This is a genomic window from Bradyrhizobium sp. LVM 105, from assembly GCF_003957705.1.
In the GTDB taxonomy this organism is placed as follows: domain Bacteria; phylum Pseudomonadota; class Alphaproteobacteria; order Rhizobiales; family Xanthobacteraceae; genus Bradyrhizobium; species Bradyrhizobium frederickii.
Genome location: NZ_QZMV01000001.1, coordinates 1,089,774 through 1,115,271, shown reverse-complemented (window position 1 = coordinate 1,115,271; position 25,498 = coordinate 1,089,774). Strand labels below are relative to the sequence as shown.

Below are 25,498 nucleotides of genomic sequence, written 5' to 3'. Positions count from 1 at the left end.
GGGTTGCGGGCGGCGGCGCAATGCTCTCTTATTTCCGCCTCAACTTTGCCGTTGAAGACGCGGGTCATGATCCCTGTATTGCTCCGTACTCTCTCCGCCAGCGCCCTGCTGCTGGCCGGACTTTTGACCGCTTTGCCGGCCGAGCGCGCCGCCGCGCAGGACGCCGGCCCCCTGCAGATCACTTGGGAGGTCCGCAACCGCTTCCGGCTGTTCCGCGAGGAGCGCGACTTCCTGCTCCATGTCGAGAATGCGCGTAACCGCAGCATCCTGGCCGCAGAGCAATCGCTGGAGCTCCAGAGCGAAGGCCGCGGCTGGGCCCGCAACATGGTCAACCGTCTCTGCATCGACCTCCAGGGCCGCGTCAACCAGCCCTGCACCCGCGACAACACCAAGGAAAACTACCTGACCCCGATCGACCATCCCGTCACCGTGCGTCTCGTGGGCGCGGTGCCGGTCGGCGCCACCTGCGCCTGGTCGTTCGACGACGGCGACGGCCCGCAGCAATCGACCTTCGACTGCGCCGAGCCGATCAACTTGCGCGTCCGCTACGGCAGGCAGACGGTTGCGACCGTCGATGTTTCCGCCGGCTCCGATCCGACCCAGCGGGTCCAGACCGAGATCCAGGTCCGCGACATCTTCGTCGCCGGCCTCGGCGACAGCATCGCCTCGGGCGAGGGCAATCCGGACCGGCCGCTGGCGCTGTCCGACGAAGGCTTCTGCTTCCGCTCCTATCTCGGCACCGCTGGCGCGCAGTACTACCGGCCGAGCCGCCACGGCTTCAAGGGCGGCCGCGCTTGCGAGGCGCCGGATACGCTCGCGAACTGGCAACGCTATAGCGCGCTCTGGTTCAACGCACCGTGCCACCGCTCGCTGTACAGCTACCAGACGCGCACCGCGTTGGCGCTCGCGGTGCGCTACACCCACATCGCCGTGACCTACCTGCCGCTCGCCTGCACCGGCGCCAGCATCGGCGACGGCCTGCTCGGCTCGCAGCGCGCCCGCGAATGCCCGCCCGGCAAGACCGGCGTCTGCAACACCAGCGTGAACGCGCAGGTCGCCGAGCTGCGGGAGGCCCTCACCGCGGCGAAAAAGCGCCAGCCCGACCGCACGCTCGATCTCGTGCTGCTTTCGGTCGGCGCCAACGACGTCTATTTCTCCGGCCTCGTCGCCGACGTCATCGTCGACACCGCGACCGAGCGGGCGCTGTTCCGCCGCTCCGGCGTGATGGCGAGCGTCGACGATTCCCGCGATGCGCTGGCGCGCGAGCTGCCGCAGGACTTCGTCAAGCTGCGCGAGGCACTGAAGCCGCTGGTCGGCGGCGATCTCTCGCACGTGGTCTATGTCTCCTACGCCAACCCCGCGCTCGCAGAGGGCGGCGTGCCCTGCCGCGGTGGCCGCGCCGGATTCGACATCCATCCGTCCTTCAACGCCGACCCGCAGCGGCTCGCCCGCGTCTCGACTTTCGTCGACACCGAATTCCTGCCGCAGCTGAAGGGGCTCGCCACCTGCACAAGCGGTGCGCTGTGCCGCGATCCCGAAGCCGACCGCATGACCTTCGTCGATGCGCACCAGGCTGCGTTCGCCGATCACGGCTTCTGCGCGCATTCCGGCAACGATCCAGAATTTGACCGCACCTGCTTTGCCGAGAATGGCCAGAGCTTCAATCCCGATATCGTGAGCGCAGCGAGCCAGCCGATGCTGTGCGGCCGCGGCGCCTCGGAATATCGCGCCTACCTGCCCCGCGCGCGCTGGATCCGCGACGCCAACGACAGCTATTTCGCAGCAATGACCTATCCGCAGGGCTTGCCGGCCGCGAGCCAGCCGACCGACATTCACGATGCGACCTGGGGCGTGCTCTCCGCCGTCTATGGCGGCGCGGTGCATCCGAGCGCGGAAGGCCACGCCGCGATGGCGGATGCCGCCCTGCCGGCCGCAAGTGCCGTGCTCGGCCTCGATGCCGTGCCGCCGAACGTGACGCGCGGATTCCTGCCGCAGCTGCTGCCAAGCGGGCGGCAGTAGAAGCAAGGACGAGATTGCTCCACACCATCATTGCGAGCCTCGCGAGCACCTTCGCACTCCGGGTGTCATCGCCCGACTTGATCGGGCGATCCAGTACGCCGTGACGATCGTGATGACCGGATAAGCCGCGGCGTACTGGATTCCCGCCTTCGCGGGAATGACAGCTGAGTGGGCGGCATCGTCTCGCGCATCAATGTCGCTTGCAGATTTCTTCGCGCCAACATCGTCTCCCAGCTGCCGTTCCATCGATCCAAAAACGGCATCGATCGATACCCGTTTGAACTTGGACACGCCGCGGCGTGCGCCTCTACGACTCGTGAACGTTCCTCCTGAGGGCTCCCATGGGAGCTTGACCAGGCAACTCAACGGCGGCCCTCAAAAGCCGCCGTCTTTGTTTTTGGAGGTGATCGATGCTAGAAGTGCCGGGGAAACGCCTTATTCATCTAAGGCATGTATCGATGTTCGACCTCAACCAGCTCCGCTGTTTCGTCACGGTGGCAGAGGAACTGCATTTCGGCCGCGCCGCCGCGCGGCTGAACATGACGCAGCCGCCATTGTCCCGGCAGATCCAGGTGCTCGAGCACATCATCGATGCGCCGCTTCTGGAGCGCACCAGCCGCTCGGTCCGCCTCACCCCCGCCGGGCGCAGCTTCCTGCCCGAGGCGCGGCGCATCCTCAAGCTTGCGGAAAGCGCCTCGCAGGTCGCCCGTCGCATCGCGCTCGGCAAGATGGGCTCGTTGAAGATCGGCTTCACCGCGGCCGCGGCCTATGGCTTCCTGCCCGAGCTGGTCGCCGCCTGCCGCGCCAAGCTGCCCGAGGTGGACTTCTCGCTGAAGGAGATGGTGTCGGGCGATCAGTTCGAGGCGCTGACCTCGGGCCAGATCGACGCCGGCCTGCTGCGGCCGCCGATCGCGCGGCCCGAGCTCGCCAGCCGCCGCGTCGTCGCCGAGCCATTGCTCGCCGCGATCCCGAAGAAGCATCCGCTGGCGAATGCCGAAAGCATCACCATCAAGGATTTCGACGATCAGCCCTTCGTGATGTATTCGCCCTATGAGAGCCGCTATTTCCACGATCTGCTGGTGGCGCAATTCAGCCGCGCCGACGTGCTGCCGCGCTATGTCCAGCATCTCAGCCAGATCCACTCGATCCTGGCCATGGTCCGCGCCGGCCTCGGCCTTGCCATCGTGCCGGCCGCGGCCGCGGGCCTGAAGATCTCCGATGTACGGCTGCGGCCGCTGAAGCTGAAGGGCCGCGTTCCGGTCGAGCTGTTCATGGTCTGGCGCCGCGACGACGAGAATCCGCTGCTCTCGGCGCTGGTCAAAATCGCCGGTGAACTGTCCTCCGCGGAGGTGGCGGAGGATTGATGCTCAATCCGCATCGGTCGATATAGGCTTTGGCTTGGACCCGCATCGAACGGTCTCTTAAACCACGGCGCATGGACGCGCAGGCCTTTGAGGCTCCCCGTCCTCCACAACACGCACGAAGGGAACAGCGCCCGTGAGCAAGATGACCCCGCAGGAGATGGCCCAGAAGATCGGATCCGGCCTCCTGTCCTTTCCCGTCACGCCGTTTAAGGCCGACTATTCTTTCGACGAAGCCACCTATCGCGCCAACATGGACTGGCTGTGCGGCTACGACGTCGCCGGACTGTTCGCCGCCGGCGGCACCGGCGAGTTCTTCTCGCTGACGCCGACCGAGGTTCCTGAAGTCGTGAAGGTTGCCGTCGAGGAGACCAAGGGCCGCGTGCCGGTGCTCGCCGGCACCGGCTACGGCACCGCGATCGCCCGCGAGATCGCTGTCGGCGCGGAAAAGGCCGGCGCCGACGGCCTGCTCTTGCTGCCGCCCTATCTCACCCATTCCGAGCAGGAGGGCCTCGCCGCCCATGTCGAGGCGGTGTGCGCCTCCGTGAAGATCGGCGTCATCGTCTACAACCGCGACAACGCCATCCTCCAGCCCGACACGCTGGCCCGCCTTGCCGAGCGCTGCCCGAACCTCGTCGGCTACAAGGACGGCATCGGCGACATCGAGCTGATGACCCGCGTCTACACCAAGCTCGGCGACCGTCTCACCTATGTCGGCGGCCTGCCGACCGCGGAGACTTTTGCGCTGCCCTATCTCGACATGGGCGTGACGACCTATTCGTCCGCCGTGTTCAATTTCGTGCCGGAGTTCGCGACCCATTTCTACACGGCCGTGCGCGAGCGCGACCACGCCACGATCCAGGCCGGCCTGAAGAACTTCATCCTGCCGCTGATCGCGATCCGCAACCGCAAGAAGGGCTATGCGGTCTCGATCATCAAGGCCGGCATGAAGGTGATCGGCCGCGACTCCGGCCCGGTCCGCCCGCCGCTCACCGACCTCACCGAGCAGGAGATCGCGGAGCTGACCGCGCTGGTGAAGAATCTGCCCGCCATCCGATCGTCACAACAGGCTGCAGAATAGGACGACAATAGCGAGGAGCGTAGGATGGCCCTGACTGAGATTTCCGGCGCGCCGGTCGCCGGCGCACCTGTCGTCACGGCGATGCAGGTGATCCCGGTCGCGGGCCGCGACAGCATGCTCCTCAATTTGAGCGGCGCCCACGCGCCGTTCTTCACCCGCAACATCGTCATCCTCACCGACAATGCCGGCCACACCGGCGTCGGCGAGGTGCCGGGCGGGCAGAAGATCTGGCAGACGCTGCAGGACGCCCGCGATCTCGTGATCGGCAAGACCGTCGGCGCGATGAACAACATTCTCGCCGACATCCGCACGGCCTTCGCCGATCGCGATGCCGGCGGCCGCGGCAAGCAGACGTTTGATCTCCGCGTGATGATCCACGCGGTCACCGCCGTGGAATCCGCTCTCCTCGATCTGCTCGGCCAGCATCTGGGCCTGCCAGTCGCCGCGCTGCTCGGCGAAGGCCAGCAGCGCAGCAGCGTCGAGACGCTCGGCTATCTCTTCTTCGTCGGCGACCGGCGCAAATCCAAGCTGAACTATGTCCAGGGCGAGACCGGCAAGGCGGAATGGTTCAACCTCCGCCATCAGGAGGCGATGACGCCTGAGTCCATTGTGCGGCTCGCGGAAGCGACCCACGATCATTACGGCTTCGCCGACTTCAAGCTCAAGGGCGGCGTGCTGCGCGGCGAGCAGGAGATCGAGGCCGTCACCGCGATCGCCCGGCGCTTCCCGAACGCCCGCGTCACGCTCGACCCCAACGGCGCCTGGTCGCTGGACGAGGCGATCAGCCTCTGCAAGGGCATGCACGGCATCCTTGCCTATGCCGAGGACCCCTGCGGCGCCGAGGCGGGTTTCTCAGGCCGCGAGATCATGGCCGAGTTCCGCCGCGCCACGGGGCTGCCCACCGCGACCAACATGATCGCGACCGATTGGCGCCAGCTGTCCCATGCGCTGCGCCTCGGCGCCGTGGACATTCCGCTGGCCGATCCCCATTTCTGGACCATGCAGGGCTCGGTGCGCGTCGCCCAGACCTGCCGCGACAACGGCCTGACCTGGGGCTCGCACTCCAACAACCATTTCGACATTTCGCTGGCCATGTTCACCCATGTCGGCGCCGCCGCCCCCGGCAAGGTCACCGCGATCGACACCCATTGGATCTGGCAGGACGGCCAGGCCCTGACCAAGGAGCCGCTCCAGATCAAGGGCGGCAAGATTGCGGTCCCGGACCGGCCGGGACTAGGTATCGAAATCGACAGGGCCGCTATCGATGCCGCGCATGACCTCTACAAGCAGCATGGACTTGGCGCCCGGGATGACGCTATTGCCATGCAGGACCTGATCCCCGGCTGGACCTTCGACGACAAGCGTCCCTGCCTTGTACGGTAAAACACTCTGGAGGAAACGATGACTGCGATCCTGAAGAACTTCATCGGCGGCGAATGGGTCGACGGCTCCGGCGTCACCAGGAACATCAACCCCTCCAACACCAACGACGTCGTCGGCGAGTACGCCAAGGCGGACAAGACGCAGACCGAGAAGGCGATCGCCGCCGCAAAGGCCGCCTTCCCCGCCTGGGCGCAATCGACGCCGCAGGCGCGCTTCGACGCGCTCAACAAGATTTCCCTCGAAATCCTCGCCCGCAAGGAAGAGCTCGGCCGCCTGCTCGCGCGCGAGGAAGGCAAGACCCTGCCGGAAGGTATCGGCGAGGTCGCCCGTGCCGGCCAGATCTTCGCGTTCTTCGCCGGTGAAGCGCTGCGCCTGATCGGCGAGAAGGGCGCCTCGGTGCGTCCCGGCCTCGACGTCGAGCTGACGCGCGAGCCGATGGGCGTCGTCGGCATGATCACGCCCTGGAATTTCCCGATCGCGATCCCGGCCTGGAAGATCGCCCCGGCGCTCTGCTACGGCAACACCGTGGTGTTCAAGCCGGCCGAGCTGGTGCCCGGCTCGGCGCATGCGCTGTCGGAGATCATCACCCGCTCCGGCATTCCCGCCGGCGTGTTCAACCTCGTGGTCGGCTCCGGCTCGGTGGTGGGCCAGACCCTGCTCGATCACCCGGATGTGGCCGCGATCTCCTTCACCGGCTCGGTGCAGACGGGGCGCAAGATCGCGCAGGCCTGCGTGCTCTCCAACCCGATGAAGAAATTCCAGCTCGAGATGGGCGGCAAGAATCCGCTGGTCGTGCTCGACGACGCCGACCTCAAGACCGCCGTCGAGGTCGCCGTCAACGGCTCCTATTTCTCGACCGGCCAGCGCTGCACCGCCTCCTCCCGCCTGATCGTCACCGAAGGCATCCACGACCGCTTCGTCGCGGCGATGGCCGAACGCCTGAACAGCCTGTCGGTCGACGACGCGCTCAAGGCCGGCGTGCATATCGGCCCCGTGGTCGACCAGAGCCAGCTCGACCAGGACCTGCGCTACATCAAGATCGGCCAGGATGAGGGCGCCAAGCTCGCCTACGGCGGCGAGCTGCTCAAGCGCGAGACCCCCGGCCATTACCTGCAGCCGGCGCTGTTCACCGAAGCCAACAACAACATGCGCATCGCGCGTGAGGAGATCTTCGGCCCCGTCGCCGCCGTCATCCGCGCCAAGAACTACGAAGAGGCCCTCGCGATCTCCAACGACACCGAATTCGGTCTCGCCTCCGGCATCTGCACCACCAGCCTGAAATACGCCTCGCACTACAAGCGCAACAGCGAGTCCGGCATGGTGATGGTCAATCTGCCGACCGCCGGCGTCGACTATCACGTGCCGTTCGGCGGCCGGAAGGGCTCGAGCTACGGCGCCCGCGAACAGGGCTCCTACGCGCGCGAGTTCTACACGACGGTGAAGACGGCCTATACGTTCCCGGGCTGATCGGCTGACTACGTAGGGTGGGTTAGCGCAGCGTAACCCACCTCTTCTTTTTCTGCGGACCGAGACATTGGTGGGTTACGCTGCGCTAACCCACCCTACAAATCCCGGAGTCCTCCATGGACCAGGACGTCGCAGCGAAAGAGCAGCCCCGCTACATCAAGCTCAACGAGCGCGACAATGTCGCGATCGTGGTCAATGATTTCGGGCTTCCCGCCGGCTCCCGCTTCGCCAGCGGACTGACGCTGCGCGCCTTCGTGCCGCAGGGGCACAAGACGGCGCTGGTCGACATCGCGCAAGACCAGCCGATCATCCGCTATGGCGAGATCATCGGCTATGCATTGTCGCCGATCCGCGCCGGCGAATGGGTGGACGAGGCGCGCATTCGCATGCCGGAGGCCCCTGACCTCGACAAGCTCGAAATCTCCACCGCCGTCCCCGCCCCGCTGCCGCCGCTCGAAGGCTTCACCTTCGAGGGCTATCGCAACCCCGACGGCTCGGTCGGCACCAAGAACATCCTCGGCATCTCCTCCTCCGTGCAATGCGTCAAGGGCACGATGGAATATGCGGTCAAGCGCATCCGCGCCGAGCTGCTGCCGAAATACCCCAACGTCGATGACGTCGTGCCGCTCACCCACGCCTATGGCTGCGGCGTCGCCATCACCGCGCCTGACGCGGTGGTGCCGATCCGCACGCTGCAGAATCTCGCGCTCAACCCGAATTTCGGCGACGAAATCCTCGTCGTCGGCCTCGGCTGCGAGAAGCTTGCGCCCGAGCGGCTGGTGCCGGAGGGCGTCAGCGATGCCATCGTGCGGATGCAGGATGAAGCCTTCGACGGCTTTGGCGCGATCGTCGATGCGATTATGACCCAGGCCGAGGCCCGCTTGAAGGTACTCAACGCCCGCAAGCGCGAGACCTGCCCGGCCTCCGATCTCGTCATCGGGCTGCAATGCGGCGGCAGCGACGCCTTCTCCGGCGTCACCGCCAATCCCGCCGTCGGCTTCGCCGCGGACCTCTTGGTGCGCGCCGGCGCGACCGTGATGTTCTCCGAGGTCACCGAGGTGCGCGATGCCATCCAATTGCTCACGCGGCGCGCGATCAACGAGGATGTCGGCCGCGCGCTGGTGCGCGAGATGGCCTGGTACGATTCCTATCTCGCCCGCGGCGGCGCCGACCGCAGCGCCAACACCACGCCCGGCAACAAGAAGGGCGGCCTCGCCAACATCGTCGAGAAGTCGCTCGGCTCGATCGTCAAGTCGGGCTCGTCGGCCATCACCGGCGTGCTCTCGCCCGGCGAGAAGGCGACGCAGAAGGGCATGCTGTTCGCGGCAACGCCGGCTTCGGACTTCATCTGCGGCACGCTGCAGCTCGCCTCCGGCATGACCTTGCAGGTGTTTACCACCGGCCGCGGCACGCCTTACGGTCTTGCGGCAGCGCCCGTGATCAAGGTCGCCACCCGCAGCGAGCTCGCGCGGCGCTGGAAGGACCTGATCGACTTCGACGCCGGCAGCATCGCCACCGGCGAGAAGACCATCGAGGAATGCGGCTGGGACCTGTTCCGCCTGATCCTCGATGTCGCCTCCGGCCGCACCAAGCCGTGGTCGGACCGCTGGGGCATCCACAACGACCTCACGCTGTTCAATCCGGCGCCGGTGACCTGAGCGCCGACGAGCCGGCTTCACTATCCCCCGATCAAGTGCATGTCACCGAACGTGACCGGCAGGCTGCGCGTAATGAGGTCGACGACGGCCGCACGCAGGCGTTCGCTCGGCGCAGAACCGCCCAGCGCCTCGTCGACCGGCCCGCTCGGACCGGCCAGTGGCACGGTGCCGGTGTTGTCGAGCGGCGCGGCCGCCCGCTTCTCGATCACGTTGAACGACTTGCCGTCGATGATGCGAACTTCGTACAGCGCGTGGATCAGGCCGTAATCCGCGAGCAGCGTCCGGTATTCGGCAAGGCCAACGCCCTCGACGTTGCGGCCGTTTCCAAGTTTCGACCGCGCCCGGGTGATGACGATGTACGCGTCCAACCCCTGCGGGGCGACGTCGCTGCGAACCAGCTCCTTGAACGGATCGCTGCGCAAGAGATTGACGGGCGCAACCGCCGAATCCCTGATCGCAGCAAACGCAGCGCGCCTGTAGGTCAAGGGCTGCACGCGAAAGCGTCCCTCCAGCAGCCTGGTCGCCTGCTGGACGATCAACTCATCCAGCGCCCACGCGCTGATCGGCAGGCTTTGCGCGGTGGTGCCCAGTCGGGTCAGACCGGCTTGCGTCAGGCTCATCTCCTCGCCGATGGCGGAGACGATGCCGACCGTCTTGATCGCCTGAATACGACTCGCGCGCGTCTCGAATGCCGCGGCGGCGCCGAGCGCGACGCAAGCGGCCGCGAGGCCAATCCATAGAAATGCAATGCGGCGCATGGCGAGCTATCGAATCCTGAAATCGAACGAATAGGACGCGCCGAGGCCGACGGTGGTCTGGTTCGGCGACCCGCGCAGCTTCACCAGCGGACTGTCCGCGGCATCGCCGAGCAGCTTCTCGTATTCGACATAGGCGTGGACCTCCCATTGCGGATTGATGCGATAGGAGATCTGGCTGCCGAAGCCGACCGAGTGCGCGCCGCTCTTCGCGTCGTACATCGGCAATCCCGAGGCCAGTGCCTGCGCCGCATCGACGCCGAAGTAAGGCGCGGTCGCCTTGGTGCTCTTCCAGGTGAAGCGCGGACCGGCCGAGATCGTCAGCCTTTGAATCAGCGGCACGATGACGTCGGCGGAAATGTCGGCGACCGTCCCGGTGTGCCCGCCGATGCCCTGGCGCAATTCGCCGCGCAAGCGTAGCCAGTCGACCGGATAATATTCGACGAAGCCGCCAAGCTCGTAGGCAGCCTTGACGTCGCCAAGGCCGATCAGCTCGGCATATTTGTCGGCCTTGCGCGAGGCGACGTATTTGAAGGCAGGTCCCGCGCGAAAATTGCCGACGTCGAGCAGCGCGATGCTGGCGCTGTCGCGCGGCCCGCGAAACTGATCGATCGATCCGGCGCGACGAATCGAAAAGATCGGGATCGGCATCAGCTTGCCGTTCTTCGATCCGACGAAGTCAGGCATGTACTGCCCGCCGATGCCGACCATGACGGTCCAGTTTCCGGAGGGCGACGGCAGCATCGGCAGGTCGAACGGCGGCGCCGGCAGCGTGAACGCGGTCTGCGCCACGGCCGGTTGAGGGATCGTCAGCGTTGCGCCGAGTGCGGCAAGCACGGCGGTCGTCAGCCGCGCATTCCCCGAGAGGCGGAGAGCGGCTTCGTCAAGATGCATCATTAGGGGGCCCCGTACCGGCCTTGCTGGCCTGGTCGACTGAGTAGTTCGAGCCCCAGCATGTGGTCCGGCAAAATTGCCCCAAGATTGCAAGGCGAGAGCTGCTGGCCGATCCGCTGCCGCCATGTGCCGGTCGCGGGCCGCCGAACCGACATTGCCCGAACATTGCCGCGAGACCTGCAGGCGTCAAAACTTTGAGCGGCAGCACCAATCAGCGCCCGCGTTCCTGCCTTTTATTCGCCAAGCTGGCTGCCTTAATGGGAACCCTGCGAGAGCCGAAACGCCAGACTTCGGCCCGGGAGCGTCACGCTCAGGGGCGTGTTGCTCCAGCAGAGTCAAGGACGACCCCGCGTGCGTTCCCTCGTGATCGAAGACGAACCGCAGATCGGCGCCTATGTCAGCCGCCTGCTCGGACAATTGCACGGAATCGTCGACATCGTCGGCTCGATCGCCGATGCCCGTCAGGCGCTCGACAATTTCAAGTATGATCTCGCGATCGTCGATCGCATGCTGCCCGACGGCGACGCGCTCCAGGTGGTCACGGCGCTGAACCGGTCGCCCGACCGCCCCGCGATCATCATGCTGACGTCCAGGGACGCCAAGGAGGATGTCGTCGACGGGCTCAACGGCGGCGCCGACGACTATCTCGGCAAGCCGTTCGAGCCGCAGGAGCTGATCGCGCGGGTGCGCGCCGTGTTGCGACGGCCCCGCCTGCTCGCGCCCTCCGTGCTCTCGCTCGGCAATGTCGAGCTGCATCTCGGCAGCAACGAAGTCGTGGTCGCTGACAGGAAACTCCTGCTGCGGCGGCGCGAGGCGCTGATCCTCGCCGCCCTCTTGATGCGCCGCGACCGCGTCATCACCCGCGCCGCGCTGATCGAGGAAATCTACGGTTTCGACGACGAGATCGAATCCAACACGCTCGAAGCGCAGGTCTCGCGCCTGAGGAAGAAGCTGGCCGCATTCGGCGGCGACGTCGAAATTCGGAGCATGCGAGGCATCGGCTACATCCTGCGGCTGGCAACACCGCGATGAAATCGATCGCCCGGACGTTTGCACTGTCGCTCGGCATTGCCGCCACGGCGATCTTCCTGACCATGCTCGGTATCTTCATCTGGCGGTATCCGACCGAGGAACGCGAGTTTAGATCCTGTCAAGTTGTGGCCGCCGTTCTCGATCGCGCGACAGTGATCGAAGGGCAAAAACTGACGGTACGTTCGACTCCTGCCCTCGAGGAACTGAAAGCGGACAGCCCAAACCTCTGGTATGTCGTGTCCGCGGGCGACCTGCTCAGCGAGTACGGCAGCGAACATCGGCCCGCCCTCCCCTTCGTGTTTCCCTACCACGGGCCCGTCGGTTCGTCCGTCTTCAGCACGCTCGACCAAAACAGCACCTTCTGTCTCTCCGCGGTGCAACGGGGCTCGTTGCGGCTCGCGATGATGGTCGGCGAGCCTCAGGTGCGCTTTGGCCGTATTGCAAGGACGTTTCTCCTCCGCAGGGTCTTTTCGATCATGCTGGTGGCGCTGGCCTTCGCAGCCACCGTCGCGATCGGTTCGGCGCTTGCTGCGCGTTTCGTCTCGCGCGGCATCGAGCGGGTCGCGCGTCGCGCCCTCGCAATCGATCCGTCGGCCCCGCAGGGCCTGATCTCGTTGTCCGAGGTCCCGCGCGAGCTGAAGCCGCTGGTCGCGGCCTTGAACCGCGCCTTCGGCGAGATCGACGCCTATATCAGGATGCAGCGCCGCTTTCTCGGCAATGCCGCCCATCAGCTCCGCACGCCGCTGACCCTGCTGCGCGCCAAGATCGACGATGTGCCCGATCCGGCTCTGAAGGCCGAGCTGGTGCGCGACGTCCGCCGGCTGACCTCGCTGGTCTCGGCCATGCTGGACCTGGCGCGCCTGCAAAATCATGCGATCGAGAAGCGCCCGATCGATCTCGCGCAGATCACGCTGGATGTGCTGGCCGATTTCGGCCCCTCGGCGCTGGACGCCGGCATCGAGCTTGCGCTGGAGCAGGACGGCAAAGGTCCATTCGTGGTACAGGGCGTCGACGCTGCGATCCGCAGCGCGCTTGCCAATCTCGTCGGCAATGCACTCATCCACGCCCGTGGCGCGCGACGCATCGTCGCCACGCTCGACCGCAACGGCATCTCGATCTACGACGACGGCGCCGGCCTGCCGGACGGCGTCGAGCAAGGGCTGACCGAACCGTTTCAGACCGGCAATACAGCAGGCGACGGCGCCGGCCTCGGCCTGTCGATCGTCCGCGAGATCATGGCCGCCCATGGCGGCGAGCTGGTCATCTCCTCCGCGCCCGGCCGCGGCACGACCATGAGCCTGCGCTTTCCCGTGACCGCAGTGCCGGCCAGGTCTCCGCACCGGGAGCTGCAGACCGGCTAGCTGCGAGCGGCGTCGATCGATGCCGCGAAACCATCCGGAAACATTGACGCGGAAAACTTCGTCGTCGTTTCATCCTGTCGCATTACGCAATCAAATAGGTTCGTGCACGGACACACGATTGTTCGCACGCGAGCGAACCTCTTCCTGCATCGTCACGACCAAACCTCCGATTGACATCTTCAACGGAGATTCTCCAATGCGTCTTCTCACCATGATCGTCGTCGCCGGCGCCTTGGTTGCGAGCTCGACCAGCGCGTTTGCCGGTGAGCTTCCCTCTTACGAAGTGAATTCGTTGCCGATCTCGGCGACCCAGGTGCAGGTGCTCGGCGGCGCCGGCGTCGAGGAGCAGTCGGCCGCCCCCACCATGATCGTCGCCGGCATGCCCGCCTCGCCCGCCCAGGTTTCGGTGCTGTCGCCCCGGGTCAAGCAGCTTGCGAGCGCGGGTTCGGGAAACCAGGCGCGCTAAACCTCTACTTCGCTTGCGGCGCCTGCATCGGATGCGGGCGCCGTCAGCGTTTTCAGGTCATGCTGCCCGGCATGAAGCAGCGCACGCGCGGATGACCGTCGATATAATGCTTCCACACCATGGTGCGACCGATCTTGTTCGGCACGGTGATCACGGCACCGTCGGGCACCACCACCCATTCGTCGTCGATGCGGACGCGGAAGCGGCCGCGATCGGACTCCCAATCGACGTCGGCAATGACGTAGCCGTCGGCGTCGGTGCAGCATTGACCGAACTCGCTATGCAGGCTTTCGAACCAGGGCTTTAGCGGTGAGTTGGCGTAGCGCCCGTCGTCGCGCGCCTGTGCCGAGAATGTCAGAAGCGCCGTCGCGCCCAGCAGCGTCGCTGCGCACAATCTTGAAAATTTCATCTCGTCGTCCCGCGATCAAAATGATCCATGCGGGGGACGACAATGCCGTCGGTTGTCCGCGCCTTGAATCAGGCGCGGCACCGGCGACTCGTCCCCCGGCAGCTGACGACAACTATGCAAATCCGCTGCCAGGGCGCATTCCGGGCAACTACTGCCGCACGGCGCAAAGCCATGCGCCTTTCGGCGGACGCGGCCTAAGATCAAAATCCGGCGCCGAGAAGATGACGCTGAGAAATACCGAAAACCGGCCTATTGCTTGGCCGGCGCCATCATCGTGCCGCCGCTCTTCTTCGGCGCCGGTGCCGGCGGCTTGGTGGTCGCGGCTTGGGCGGGCAGATATTTTGCGACGATGGCGGGATCGACTTGGGCGATGTTGGCGTCAGGCAGACGCGTCCAGGTCTCATCCTTGCCGAGCAGCGCGATGCCGAGATAGCCGCGCAGGGTCAGGGTCTGGCCGTCGGGACTGACCTTCATGTTGGCCTTCCAGATCTGGCCATCGCGCGGATTGAGCACGTTGCCGCCTTCGTACTTCAAGCCTTCGCGCTTCATGTTGCGGACGAAGGAGATGCCGAGCACCGGCGCGTTCTTGCGGTCATCGGTGCACTTGCTGCAGACCTCGTTCGGATCGTCACCGGGGCGCGGGAAGGTCTTTGCGATCACGCCTTCGAAGATGCCGTTGCGGTCGACGAAGAGAAACCATCCGACCGTCTTGCCGTCTTCGACCTTCTGCCACAGGCCCGCCGCCGTGGGCTCGGCGGTCTGCGCCGCAGACGGTGTCACCGTCGCGAGCGACAACGCGAGCGCGAGGAAGGAGAGCAGCCGAAAGCTGGAGAAATTCAGCATTAGATCACCTTGCTATTCCACGACCGGAATGGCCGCAGACTACGGCGATTTCGCGAACTGTTCCAGCACCAGAAACATGGGGCATTGCTTCCCGCCCCGTTGCCGTCAGTTGACTCCCAGCTTCTTTTGCAGGCTGGAGGACGAGGTGGTGTATTGGAACACGAGCCGCTTCTCCGGATAGACGTAGCGATGGGCTTTTTGCGACATCAGCGCGCCCTCGTGGAAGCCGCACAGGATCAGCTTGATCTTGCCGGGATAGGTGTTGATGTCGCCGATCGCGAAGATGCCCGGCACATTGGTCTCGAACGCGGATGTTTCGACCGGCACCAGATTGTTCTCCAGCGCAATGCCCCAGTTCGCGACCGGACCGAGCTTCATGGTCAGTCCGAAGAACGGCAGCATGGTGTCGCAGGCGATTTCGGTGATGCTGTTGTCATTGCCCTTGACGGTGGCGCCGGTGAGCTTGCCTTCGGCGCCGGAGAGCGCGGTGACCTGGCCGAGACGGAGATCCATCTTGCCGTCGGCAACCAGCGCGCGCATCTGCTCGACGCTGTGGGGCGCGGCGCGAAACTCGTCGCGCCGGTGCAGCAGCGTGATGCGCTTGGCGATGGGGTGCAGATTGAGCGTCCAGTCGAGCGCGGAATCGCCGCCGCCGACGACCAGCACGTTCTTGTCGCGGAACGTTTCCATCTTGCGTACCGCGTAATGCACCGAGGTGCCTTCATAGGCCTCGATGCCCGGCACCGGCGGACGCTTGGGCTGGAACGAGCCGCCGCCGGCCGCGATCACCAACACCTTGCACTCGAACACCTTGCCCGCATCCGTGGTGCAGCGAAACAAGGGATCGCCGATCTTCTCCACGGTCTCGACCATCTCGCCGAGATGGAAGGTCGGATGGAACGGCTTGATCTGCTCCATCAGCGCGTCGGTGAGGCCCTGCCCCGAGACGTGCGGAATGCCGGGAATGTCGTAGATCGGCTTTTCCGGATAGAGCTCGGCACACTGGCCGCCGACCTTGTCGAGGATGTCGACGAAATGCGCCTTCATGTCGAGAAGGCCGAGCTCGAAGGCGGCGAACAGACCGCAGGGGCCGGCGCCAATAATCAGCACATCGGTTTTGATCGCGTCGCTCATGTCGTCTCTTTGTCTGTCGCTATCTGTCGGACGGCGCCCTTTGGCCGAGGTGACCGCGCTGGGCCGAGGTGACCCCGCCTGTCTAGCCAACGGGGATGGATCAGGGAAGGCATAAAAGCGGGAGCGCCCCGCGGCCGCACCCACTTGCCGGGGCAGGATAACTGGGCTGTAACGAGCAAGATATGACGGAGATCAATCGGTGAACGCACCAAGTCGCCTCGATACGACGCCGCGCCTGGAGGACTTTCCCTACCGCCTCCGCGACAACGTCCGCTTCGGCGATCTCGATCCCAACCAGCACGTCAACAACGCGGTCTACGCCACCTATTTCGAGACCGGCCGTGTCACCCTGATGAAGCTGCCGGAATACGGCCTGACGCCGCCGGGCCTCGCCTGGATCATGGTGCGGCTCGACATGCATTTCCGCGCCGAGCTGCATTGGCCGGGCACCATCGAGCTCGGCCTCGGCGTCGTCAAGCTGGGACGCACGTCCGTGACCTTCGAGCAGGTCGTGTTCTCGGAAGGAAAATGCATCGCCTCGGCGACGTCGGTCGGCGTCTTGCTCGACGAGGCGACGCGCCGGCCGGCCCCGCTGACCCCTGAGGTGATCGAGAAATTCAGACCCTGGCACAAGCGCGGCATCGAGGTCGCGCCGCCGAGCAGCTAGACTAGTCTTGTCGAGGGACGATCAGGCCTGACGTTCCGGCGTCGCCACGACGAGACCGTCGAGATCGTCGCTGACCTTGATCTGGCACGACAGGCGCGAATTCGGGCGCACGTCGAAGCCGAAGTCGAGCATGTCCTCTTCCATCGGCGTCGGGCTGCCGACCTTCTCGCGCCAGGCTTCGTCGACATACACATGGCAGGTCGCGCAGGCGCAGGCGCCGCCACATTCGGCCTCGACCCCGGGAATGCTGTTGCGGATCGCGGCTTCCATCACGGTTGCGCCGTTCTCGATTTCCACCGTGCGGGTTTCGCCCTTGTGGTCGACAAAGTGAATCTTGGCCATGTCTGCTCGTGTTGCCGCGGTGCTGGGAATGAAGGAGGGTCCGGGCTGTCCTATAACGGGTCGATCAGCCCGGCGCCATAGGGTTTTGACGCGAAGTGAATGCCGCTTTGCGGCAAGAAAATGCGTCAAAACAAGAGGCCAAAACAAGAGCCCGGTGTCCGGCTCGGCGCCATGGTCTCAAGACTCAAGACTTCAGGATCGCCTCGATCGCGGCGCGGGTCTCGGTCACGGCCTCCTTCAGCGCGACGAAGGCGTGGCGCTCGTTCTGGCCGATCTGGATCGCGGTCTCCAGGCTTGCGGCGGCGTCGGCCACCGCAAAGGCGCCGATCCCGCGCGCCGACCCCTTGAGCTTGTGGGCAAGCGCGCCGGCCTCGGCCGGCAATCCAGCCATCGCCGCGATCAGGCGGACCGCCTGCTCGGCGAACATAGCCAGCACTTCCTGCTCCAAATCCGCATCGCCGAGCGTCATCCGGGAGAGATGGTCGAGGTCGAGCGGGCTGTCGATGGGGGCAAGCGGGGGCGAAGGCATCCAGTCCATCCGTTGCAGTTCAGGCGTCATGGCGAAAGGCCCCGGCATCGCGCGACGGTTCCGCCGGTCCGGCGGTGACTTCGCCTCACCCAAGCATGGAAATGGTTAACGAAATGTTCGGGGTCAGAGACGCAGTTCCGCCCGCTTATTGACGAAAAGTTGCCGCAATTGGCCGAGTCCGGTGGAGAATTTCATTTATTGCTAAGGCGTTACGGCGCGATCCTGTTAACGATGATTAAGAATGTCTTAATCGCGGGCATTTCATTCGCGACGCTCTGCCAATAGGATGTTTCGGAAATTGGCGGACAAGCCGTCCGGGTGGGGACGGCTCGGAGATCCGCGCAAGCGGCATGATCCGGTCTGTGGGCTTGCGCAGGGCGCAGGGCTCGCGGGGGGACGCGTACAAGTAACGAGGGCTCGGACTGAACATGGCGAACACTCCGAAAAAGGTCAAAGACCCCACAGAAGTCGCGCTTTCTGCAATCCAGGAAGCTCTCAACATCAGCGACACCGCTGCGGACACCAGCCGCAACGCCGCGATGCGCAACGAGACGGCGCCCCCGGTGACGCCTCCGGCCTTCGACGAGCCGAGCTTCGAGCCGCGCCCTGCCGCCAACGAACGCTCGACCGTGTTCGACCCGGTCGAGGAGCCGCGCGCTTCGCGCCGCGCCGCCAATGACGACCGCGAGACCATCGGCCAGCTGCTGCAGGCGCTGCAGAAGGGCCGCCCTGCCCGCAGCGTCTATACCTTCGCCACCATCTTCGCCGGCGTCTGGCTCGCCGCCTGCGCCGCGCTGACGTTAGGCTTCCTGCCCTCGATCCAGGCCGCCATGGGCCAGAGCGGCGGCGTGCTCGTCATTGCCGGCCTGATCGCGATGTTCTTCGCGCCGATCATGCTGTTCTACTTCCTCGCCAGCCTGGTCTGGCGCGGCCAGGAAATGCGCATGATCGCCCAGGCGATGGCGCAGGTCGCGATCCGCTTCTCCGAGCCCGAGGGCTCGGCCTCCGATTCCATGGTCACCGTCGGCCAGGCCATCCGCCGCGAAGTCGCGGCGATGGGCGACGGCATCGAGCGCGCGATCGCGCGCGCCGGCGAGCTCGAGACGCTGGTCGCCAACGAGGTCGCCGCGCTCGAACGCGCTTATTCCGACAACGAGGTGCGCATCCGCGCCCTGCTCCAGGACATCGCGCACCAGCGCGACAACCTGGTCGGCCAGGCCGAGCAGGTCCGCAGCGCCATCTCCGGCGTGCAGATCGATTTGCGCCACGACATCGCGCTGATCTCGGATGCGATCGCCTCGCGCGTCGACGAGGTCGCCAAGTCCATCACCGGCGCGCTGGAAGAGCGCGGCGCCCACATCACCAGCGCGCTGAGCAATGCCGGCGACAACATGATCCTGGCGCTCGGCGAACGCGGCGGCGACCTGCTCGACCGCCTCGAGGAGGCCAGCAACGAGACCACGCGCGCCGTGCTCGACGCCAGCGAGCGGCTGACCACCAGCCTCAACTTTAAGACCGGCCACGTCCACGACGAGTTCGTCGACCTCGCCGACCGCGTCCACGAGATGCTGAACGAGCGCATCGACCGCATCACGGGCGAATTCGAGCAGCGCTCCGCTGCGATCGTCGACGGCATCTCCGAGCGCACCGAGCAGGTGCACGACAGCCTGAAGAATTCTTCCGACTCGCTGCTGCTCGAGCTCGAGCTGCGCTCCAACGACCTTTCCGCCAAGATCGACGACGCCGGCAACCGCCTCGCCAGCCAGATCATGACGAGCGGCGACAAGGCGAGCGAGGCGCTCGACGCCACCGTCAACACCCTCGTCGCCAAGGTCGTCAGCCAGACCGAGACCGCGCACGATTCGCTGTCGCTGCAGATGAGCGCGTTCGACGAACTGGTCAGGAACCAGGGCACCGAGCTGGTCGAGAAATTCGCCCGCGACTCCGGCACGCTGGGCGCCCTGATCACGCGCCACATCTCCGAGTTCGACCGCACCGTGAAGACCTTCGGCGGCGAGATCGTCGAGCGCATGGGCCAGCGCACGCAGGACATCCATGAGTCGCTGAAGACCTATGTCGACAATTTCGACACCCGCTTCACCGCCAACGGCGGCGAGATCACCGCGATCCTCGACCAGCGCCTGGCGCAGTTCGAGACCACCATCGGCGACCGCGTCGGCAATTTCGACGCCTCGCTGAACGGCAAGATCGCCGGCCTCGATTCCACGATCGAAGGCCACATCAAGACCTTCGACGAGCAGCTCGGCGGCCGCGTCACCGCGCTCGAACAGTCGTTCGACAGCCGCGCGAGGTCGATGACCGAGACGATCGACGGGCGCATCAACACGCTCGCCTCGTCGCTGACCGACGGCGCCGCGCAGGCGATCCAGTCGATCGACAGCCGCCTCACCCACCTCACGACCTCGCTCACCGAGGGCGCATCGCAGGCCGTCGAAACCATCGATGCGCGCCTCAACCACCTCACGACCTCGCTCACCGAGGGTGCATCGCAGGCCGTCGAAACCATCGATGCGCGCCTCAACCACCTCACGAGCACGCTGACCGACGGCGCCTCGCAGACCATCCAGTCGATCGACACCCGTCTGACCCACCTCACGACGACGCTCACCGGCGGCGCCTCGCAGGCGCTCGAGTCGATCGACAGCCGCCTCACCTACCTGACCACCACGGTGACCAACGGCGCCTCGCAGGCCGTGCACTCGATCGACACGCGGCTGACGCTGCTGACCTCGACGCTCACGGACGGCACCGCGCAGGCGATCGAGGCGGTCGACCGCCGCATCACCGGTGTCACCGAGATCATCGACGGCCGCAGCATGCGTCTGACCGACACGGTCACCGCGCGCTTCCAGGAGATCCAGCAGGCCATCGAGACCAAGGTCGGCTCGGTCGCCAGCGACATCGACGTGCGCGTGGCGCAGTTCGAGGACCTGCTCGGCTCGCGCGTCGAGGCCGTTGCCGGCCGCATCGAGAGCAGCGGCCGCCAGGCCAGCGAGGACATGATGTCCCGCGCCGAGATGATCTCGACCGCGATCCGCTCGCACGTCGAGGACGCCGAGCGCTCGCTCACCAATCTCGTCGTCAACACCAGCGAGACGATCCAGACCGGCGCGCGCGCCGCCCAGCAGTCGCTGATGACGGTCTCCTCCGACGTCAACGCCCAGCTCAAGATGACCTCCGCCGAGGTCGAGCGCGCACTGACCGCGGCCGGCACCGGTTCTGCGAACTCGATCCTGAGCAGCGCCCGCGAGGCGCAGTCGACCCTGGTCGCGGCGTCGGGCGAAGCCTCCAACCAGATCAAGGGGCTCGCGTCCGACGTCGAGCGCACGCTGTCGGCGGCAGGCTCGGCCACCGCAGCCTCGATCCTGGCCGGCGCCCGCGAGGTGCAGACCACTCTCGTCACGGCGTCCTCGGACGCGGCCAACCACGTCAAGACGCTCACCGCCGACGTGCAGCGCTCGCTGTCGCTGGCCGGCACCACCACGGCGGAATCGATCACCGCCGGCGCCCGCGACGCGCAGAGCGCGCTGATCGCGGCCTCGACCGAGACCGCCAACCAGATCAAGGCGCTGTCCTCGGACGTGCAGCGTTCGCTCACCATGGCCGGCACCTCGACGGCCGAAACCATCATGAGCGGCGCCCGCGAAGCCCAGAGCACGCTGGTCACGGCATCCTCGGATGCGGCGAACCAGGTCAAGTCGCTGGCGGCCGAAGTGCATCGTTCGCTCTCGCAGGTCGGCCAGTCGACCGCCGAGACCATCACCACCAGCGCCCGCGACGCCCAGAGCACCCTGCTTACGGTCTCGGCCGAACAGACCAGCCAGGTCCGTTCGCTCGCGGCCGAGATGCAGCGCGCGCTGGCGACCGCCGGCGGCGCCACCATCGAGGCGCTCACCAGCGGCGTGCGCGAGGCCCAGGGCACGTTGATCTCGGCTTCGACCGACGCGGCGAGCCAGATCAAGTCGCTGACCACGGACATCGAGCGCACGCTGACCGCGGTCGGCGCCGACACCGCCTCGACCATCCTCAACAGCGCCCGTGAGGCCCAGACCTCGCTGACCTCGACCTCGGCGGACGCCGCGAGCCAGATCCGCACGATCTCGACCGAGATCGAGCGCACGCTGAGCGCGGCCGCCGCGAACGCCACCAACGACATCCAGACCAGCGCGCTCAACGCCCAGAACGCGCTGATCTCCGCCTCCAACGAGGCGAGCTCGCGGGTCAAGTCGAGCTCGGCCGACGTCGAGCGTTCGGTGCTCGCCGCCAGCTCCAGCTTCGGCCAGGCCATGACCGGCAAGACCGACGAGATCGTCACCTACGTGCAGCAGCAGGCCGACCGTCTGTCGAACATGATCGACGCCAAGCGCGGCGCGCTGGTCGACGCGATCGGCTCGAAGACCAGCCAGCTCACGCTCGACATCGACCGCGTCACCTCGGACGCGCTGAAGTCGATCGAGACGCGCGGCCAGGCCTTCTCGCAGACCATGATGGGCAACGGCTCGGAAGTCGCCCGCACCATCAACGCGGCGAGCGAGATCGCCACCAGCGCGGTCGGCAAGTCGCTCAAGGATCTCGAGCTGGCCTCGCGCTCCGCGATCGACCAGTCGCGCCAGGTCTCGGTCGCGGCCGTCACCGAGATGCAGGAGACCAGCAAGATCCTGCGCACCGACACCGTGGCGCTATTCGAGCGTCTGCGCGAAGGCAACATCCTGCTCCAGGAAGTGCTGACCGGTGCGCACGATAACCTCAACTCGCTCGAGCGGGCGCTGGTGACGCGCGTCGCCGACTTCGTCTCGGCGATGAACGACGTCACCTCGCGCAACGGCGCGGCGACGCAGAACCTGGAAGAGCAGCTCAACGTCTTCAACAGCAAGACCACGAAGGCGCTGCAGGATCTCGGCGAGCTGTCGACCCAGTTCGACGCGCACGGCAAGGCACTGGTCGAGGCCGCTCAGGTCGTCGAGCAGAGCAACAAGAACACCACCGCCTCGCTCGCCGAGCGCAAGCAGGCGCTGGAATCGCTGGTCACCACGATCGACCTGCGCACCGCCGATCTCGACCAGCGGCTGTCGCGCTTCACCGGCCTGCTCGATGAATCGCTGGCCGCGGCCGAGGAGCGTGCCCGCGATATCGCCCGCGTGGTCGCTGAGACCGCCGGCGCCGGCTCGGCCGCGATCACCCGCCAGTTCGAGGCGGTGCGCGTGGCCTCCGAGGAGGAGCACCGCCAGACCATCGAGGCGATGCACGACATCTACCGCCAGACCACCGACGAGGCGGACGCGATGTTCAAGCAGTCGACCGAGAAGTTCACCAACCTCGTCGCCAGCATGAAGCAGATGGCCCTCGAGATGCACAACGAGCTCGAAGCCACCCGCAACGAGCTGCGCCGCGGCGTGCTCGAGATGCCGCAGGAGGCCGCCGAGAGCACCGCGCAGATGCGCAAGGTGATCGTCGACCAGATCGAGGCGCTCGCCGAGCTCAACCGCATCGTGGCCCAGCACGGCCGCGGCCTCGACGTCACCACGGCGGGCCGCGCCTCCGTCGCCGTGCATCGCCAGGAAGAGCCGATCATGGCCGTTGCGGGCACTCGCGCGACCGAGACCCGCATGCGCGACACCGGCAGCGCCTCCACGCTGCCCCCGCCGGACCTCGGCATGCCGGCCGCGCGGCGCACCGAAGCGCCGCCGGTCGCGCCTGGCGCCAATGATCCGGGCCGTGACGGCTGGCTGTCGGACCTGCTCAGCCGCACCGACGCCAATCAGGGCGCCCCGACCGGCCGTGAGGCTCCCCGTGGCCGCCCCGCGCCGCAGCCGCAGGCCAGCAGCAATCCGCTGGAATCGCTGTCGCTCGACATCGGCCGGCTGATGGACCGCAACCTCGCCGCCGAGATGTGGGACCGCTACCAGCGCGGCGAGAACAAGGCGTTCACCAAGCGCCTCTACACGCCCGCCGGCCAGAAGGCCTTCGACGAGGTCGCCCGCAAGTACCGCGCCGACCGCAACTTCAAGGGCACGGTCGACCGCTACGTCGCCGAGTTCGAGCGCCTGCTCGACGAAGTCGCCCGCGACGGCCGCGGCCCGCAGGAGCTGCGCAGCCACCTGACCTCGGAGACGGGTCTGGTCTACACGCTGCTGGCGCATGCGGCCGGACGGCTAGGGTGAGCGAAGCTCGCGAATAACGAGTGGCGAACAGCGAATGAAAAACGGAGGCCTCGCGGCCTCCGTTTTTGTTTTGCATCCTCGCTCCCGTGCCCCGGACGCAGCGCAGCGCCCCTTCGGCGGTGCGCTGCAGAGCCGAGGCCCATGGCGCGGCATCGCACGGTGCGGTCCTCTGGGTCCCGGCTCTGCGCAGCAACGCAAGAGCGTTGCGCGTCCGGGACACGAGGCAGCGAACTTACTCGCTCCTACTGCCGCCGCGGCGGCGCGGCCGCCGGCTTCGGCGGCTCGGGCGGCGGCGGTGGGGCGCTGCTGTTGCTGGCGCCGAACAGCACGCGGGTCGGGTTGCGGTCGAAATTGTTCACGGCGCGGCTGATGTCGCCGAGGGTGCGGCGGCCGTCGGCCATCAGAGCGCCGGAGCGCTTGTCGAAATCGTCGGCGAGCTCGCGGATCGACTTCACCGCCTGGAACAGCTCGCCGCCGTCCTTGCCGCCGGCGAGCGTGTTGAGACCGAGCATGAGGCTGTCGGCCTTGAGCATGACGCCGTCGACCTTGGCCATCACGCCGTCGATCTTCTCGGAATTGCGCGCGAGCGAATTGGTGAAGGTCTCCAGATTCTTCAGCGAGTTCTTCACCGATTCCTGATTGTCGGCGACGATCTTGTTGATGTTCTGCAGCGTGCCGCGGATCGCCTCGGTGACGTCCTGCAGCTTGTTGGGATCGGCGGTGAGCGTCGGGATGCCGTCCTGGTCGAGCGGCGGCGGGGCCGCGGCCTCGTCGCCGCCCTTGAGCGAGATTGCGGCGACGCCGGTGAGGCCCTGGAATTCGAGACCGACCAGGGTGTCCTTGCGGATCGGGGCGTTGTTCTCGATCATGGCGAGTGCGACAACCCGCCGCGGATTGTCGAGCTTCACCGAGACCACCTCGCCCACCCGGATACCGTTGAAGTTGACGCTGCCGCCGTTGCGCAGGCCCGCCGCCGGGCCCTCGAACACGACGCGCAGGGGGCTGCGCTGCTTGGTGGTGTGCAGCGACTGAAACCACAGCACGAAGCCGATCGCCGCGGCGATCACCGCCAGCGTGAACGACCCGATCAAGACGTAGTTCGCCCGCGTTTCCATCAGGTGCTCCGGCTACTCATCCCAGCTACTCAAGTCATGACCGCGCGGGCGCGCTTGCCATGGAAATACTGCCTCAACCAGGGATGCTGCGAGGCCTGCATGTCGGCGATCGACCCTGCCGCAATGATCTTACCGTTCCCTAAAACGGCGATGCGGTCACATGCTGTGTAAAGGCTGTCGAGATCGTGGGTTACCATGAAAACCGTCAGCCCCAAAGTGCGTTGGAGCGTCCGGACCAGCTCGTCGAAGTCGCCGGCGCCGATGGGATCGAGGCCCGAGGTCGGCTCGTCCAGGAAGACGAGGTCCGGATCGAGCGACAGCGCCCGGGCCAGCGCCACGCGCTTGATCATGCCGCCGGAGAGCTCGGAGGGAAAGCGCTCGGCCACTTCCGGCTTGAGGCCGACCATGGCGAGCTTGGCCATGGTGATCTCGTCCATCAGCCGCTGCGAGACCCGCAAATATTCGCGCATCGGAAACTGGATGTTCTGCCGCACGGTCAGCGAGGAGAACAGCGCGCCCTGCTGGAATAGCACGCCCCAGCGCCGCTCGACGCTGCGCCGCTGCGAGGTGCTGGAGGAATCGAGGTCGACACCAAACACCTCGATCGAGCCTGCGACCTTCGGCACCAGGCCGATGATGGTGCGCGTCAGCACCGACTTGCCCGCGCCGGAGGGACCGACGAAGCCGAGGATCTCGCCGCGCTTGACGTCGAGGTTGAGGCCGTCGAGCACGCGCGTTTCGCCGAACTGCACGGTGATGCCGCGGACGCGGATGATGGGATCCTGGATTTCGCCGACCAT

The 25,498-nt window shown here is 66.3% G+C and carries 20 protein-coding genes; 11 read left to right on the top strand and 9 right to left on the bottom strand.

The genetic code is table 11. The features are described from left to right. The first annotated feature begins 66 nt into the window (after positions 1-66). The 6 genes from D6B98_RS05245 (at position 67) to garD (ending at position 8,969) form a co-directional block, all read left to right on the top strand. Positions 67-2,019: an SGNH/GDSL hydrolase family protein gene (locus tag D6B98_RS05245; RefSeq protein WP_126255825.1), complete on the top strand. Its 1,953-nt coding sequence runs from the start codon at positions 67-69 to the stop codon at positions 2,017-2,019. A 458-nt stretch (positions 2,020-2,477) separates the two neighbouring features. Beyond that, on the top strand, positions 2,478-3,383 hold the full coding sequence (locus tag D6B98_RS05240; protein ID WP_126255824.1) for a LysR family transcriptional regulator: 906 nt from the start codon (positions 2,478-2,480) through the stop codon (positions 3,381-3,383). Positions 3,384-3,516: 133 nt separating this feature from the next. Further along, positions 3,517-4,461, top strand: coding sequence for a 5-dehydro-4-deoxyglucarate dehydratase (kdgD, locus tag D6B98_RS05235; protein WP_126255823.1), 945 nt, complete (start codon positions 3,517-3,519; stop codon positions 4,459-4,461). Between the two features lie 24 nt (positions 4,462-4,485). Then, complete coding sequence (gene gudD / locus D6B98_RS05230) at positions 4,486-5,844, top strand: glucarate dehydratase (RefSeq protein WP_126255822.1); 1,359 nt, start codon at positions 4,486-4,488, stop codon at positions 5,842-5,844. Positions 5,845-5,862: 18 nt separating this feature from the next. Continuing rightward, positions 5,863-7,311 (top strand): aldehyde dehydrogenase family protein, encoded by a 1,449-nt coding sequence (locus D6B98_RS05225; protein ID WP_126255821.1) that lies wholly within the window; start codon positions 5,863-5,865, stop codon positions 7,309-7,311. Between the two features lie 116 nt (positions 7,312-7,427). Continuing rightward, positions 7,428-8,969: a galactarate dehydratase gene (garD, locus tag D6B98_RS05220; RefSeq protein WP_126255820.1), complete on the top strand. Its 1,542-nt coding sequence runs from the start codon at positions 7,428-7,430 to the stop codon at positions 8,967-8,969. Positions 8,970-8,989: 20 nt separating this feature from the next. Here garD and D6B98_RS05215 read toward each other — a convergent pair whose 3' ends face one another. Beyond that, the gene (locus D6B98_RS05215; RefSeq protein ID WP_126255819.1) at positions 8,990-9,727 is read right to left on the bottom strand and encodes a hypothetical protein; all 738 of its coding nucleotides are present in this window, start codon (positions 9,725-9,727) and stop codon (positions 8,990-8,992) included. A 6-nt stretch (positions 9,728-9,733) separates the two neighbouring features. Further along, positions 9,734-10,621, bottom strand: a complete 888-nt coding sequence (locus D6B98_RS05210) for a MipA/OmpV family protein (protein ID WP_245481246.1) — start codon at positions 10,619-10,621, stop codon at positions 9,734-9,736. 348 nt (positions 10,622-10,969) lie between these two features. Between D6B98_RS05210 and D6B98_RS05205 the strand changes: the two genes are divergently transcribed. The 3 genes from D6B98_RS05205 (at position 10,970) to D6B98_RS05195 (ending at position 13,477) form a co-directional block, all read left to right on the top strand. After that, positions 10,970-11,650 carry a response regulator transcription factor gene (locus D6B98_RS05205; RefSeq protein ID WP_126255817.1) on the top strand — a complete coding sequence of 227 codons (681 nt, stop codon included), beginning with the start codon at positions 10,970-10,972 and terminating at the stop codon, positions 11,648-11,650. Further along, positions 11,647-13,011, top strand: a complete 1,365-nt coding sequence (locus D6B98_RS05200) for a sensor histidine kinase (RefSeq protein WP_126255816.1) — start codon at positions 11,647-11,649, stop codon at positions 13,009-13,011. Before D6B98_RS05205 ends, D6B98_RS05200 begins: the two co-directional genes overlap by 4 nt. Before the next feature lie 196 nt (positions 13,012-13,207). Next, the gene (locus D6B98_RS05195; RefSeq protein WP_164718392.1) at positions 13,208-13,477 is read left to right on the top strand and encodes a hypothetical protein; all 270 of its coding nucleotides are present in this window, start codon (positions 13,208-13,210) and stop codon (positions 13,475-13,477) included. Positions 13,478-13,529: 52 nt separating this feature from the next. Here D6B98_RS05195 and D6B98_RS05190 read toward each other — a convergent pair whose 3' ends face one another. The 3 genes from D6B98_RS05190 to D6B98_RS05180 all read right to left on the bottom strand — a co-directional run bounded on the left by D6B98_RS05190 (position 13,530) and on the right by D6B98_RS05180 (position 15,863). Beyond that, positions 13,530-13,886, bottom strand: a complete 357-nt coding sequence (locus D6B98_RS05190) for a hypothetical protein (RefSeq protein WP_126255814.1) — start codon at positions 13,884-13,886, stop codon at positions 13,530-13,532. 249 nt (positions 13,887-14,135) lie between these two features. Beyond that, entirely contained in the window at positions 14,136-14,729 is a 594-nt protein-coding gene (locus D6B98_RS05185; RefSeq protein WP_126255813.1) for a DUF2147 domain-containing protein, read from the bottom strand. A gap of 105 nt (positions 14,730-14,834) precedes the next feature. Further along, on the bottom strand, positions 14,835-15,863 hold the full coding sequence (locus D6B98_RS05180) for an NAD(P)/FAD-dependent oxidoreductase (protein ID WP_126255812.1): 1,029 nt from the start codon (positions 15,861-15,863) through the stop codon (positions 14,835-14,837). A 199-nt stretch (positions 15,864-16,062) separates the two neighbouring features. On the opposite strand from D6B98_RS05180, the gene D6B98_RS05175 reads away from it, so the two are divergent. Then, a complete protein-coding gene (locus tag D6B98_RS05175) occupies positions 16,063-16,530 on the top strand; it encodes an acyl-CoA thioesterase (RefSeq protein ID WP_126255811.1) in 468 nt (155 codons plus the stop codon). A 21-nt stretch (positions 16,531-16,551) separates the two neighbouring features. Here D6B98_RS05175 and D6B98_RS05170 read toward each other — a convergent pair whose 3' ends face one another. Together D6B98_RS05170 and D6B98_RS05165 are read right to left on the bottom strand one after the other, a co-directional pair. Then, complete coding sequence (locus D6B98_RS05170) at positions 16,552-16,872, bottom strand: 2Fe-2S iron-sulfur cluster-binding protein (protein WP_126255810.1); 321 nt, start codon at positions 16,870-16,872, stop codon at positions 16,552-16,554. A gap of 184 nt (positions 16,873-17,056) precedes the next feature. Beyond that, on the bottom strand, positions 17,057-17,431 hold the full coding sequence (locus D6B98_RS05165; protein ID WP_126255809.1) for an Hpt domain-containing protein: 375 nt from the start codon (positions 17,429-17,431) through the stop codon (positions 17,057-17,059). A gap of 398 nt (positions 17,432-17,829) precedes the next feature. On the opposite strand from D6B98_RS05165, the gene D6B98_RS05160 reads away from it, so the two are divergent. Then, positions 17,830-23,583, top strand: a complete 5,754-nt coding sequence (locus D6B98_RS05160; RefSeq protein WP_126255808.1) for an apolipoprotein A-IV repeat region-like domain-containing protein — start codon at positions 17,830-17,832, stop codon at positions 23,581-23,583. 242 nt (positions 23,584-23,825) lie between these two features. On the opposite strand, the gene D6B98_RS05150 is transcribed toward D6B98_RS05160, so the two are convergent. Together D6B98_RS05150 and D6B98_RS05145 are read right to left on the bottom strand one after the other, a co-directional pair. Further along, positions 23,826-24,698 (bottom strand): MlaD family protein, encoded by an 873-nt coding sequence (locus D6B98_RS05150; RefSeq protein WP_126255807.1) that lies wholly within the window; start codon positions 24,696-24,698, stop codon positions 23,826-23,828. A 29-nt stretch (positions 24,699-24,727) separates the two neighbouring features. Continuing rightward, positions 24,728-25,498 (bottom strand): ABC transporter ATP-binding protein, encoded by a 771-nt coding sequence (locus D6B98_RS05145; RefSeq protein WP_126255806.1) that lies wholly within the window; start codon positions 25,496-25,498, stop codon positions 24,728-24,730.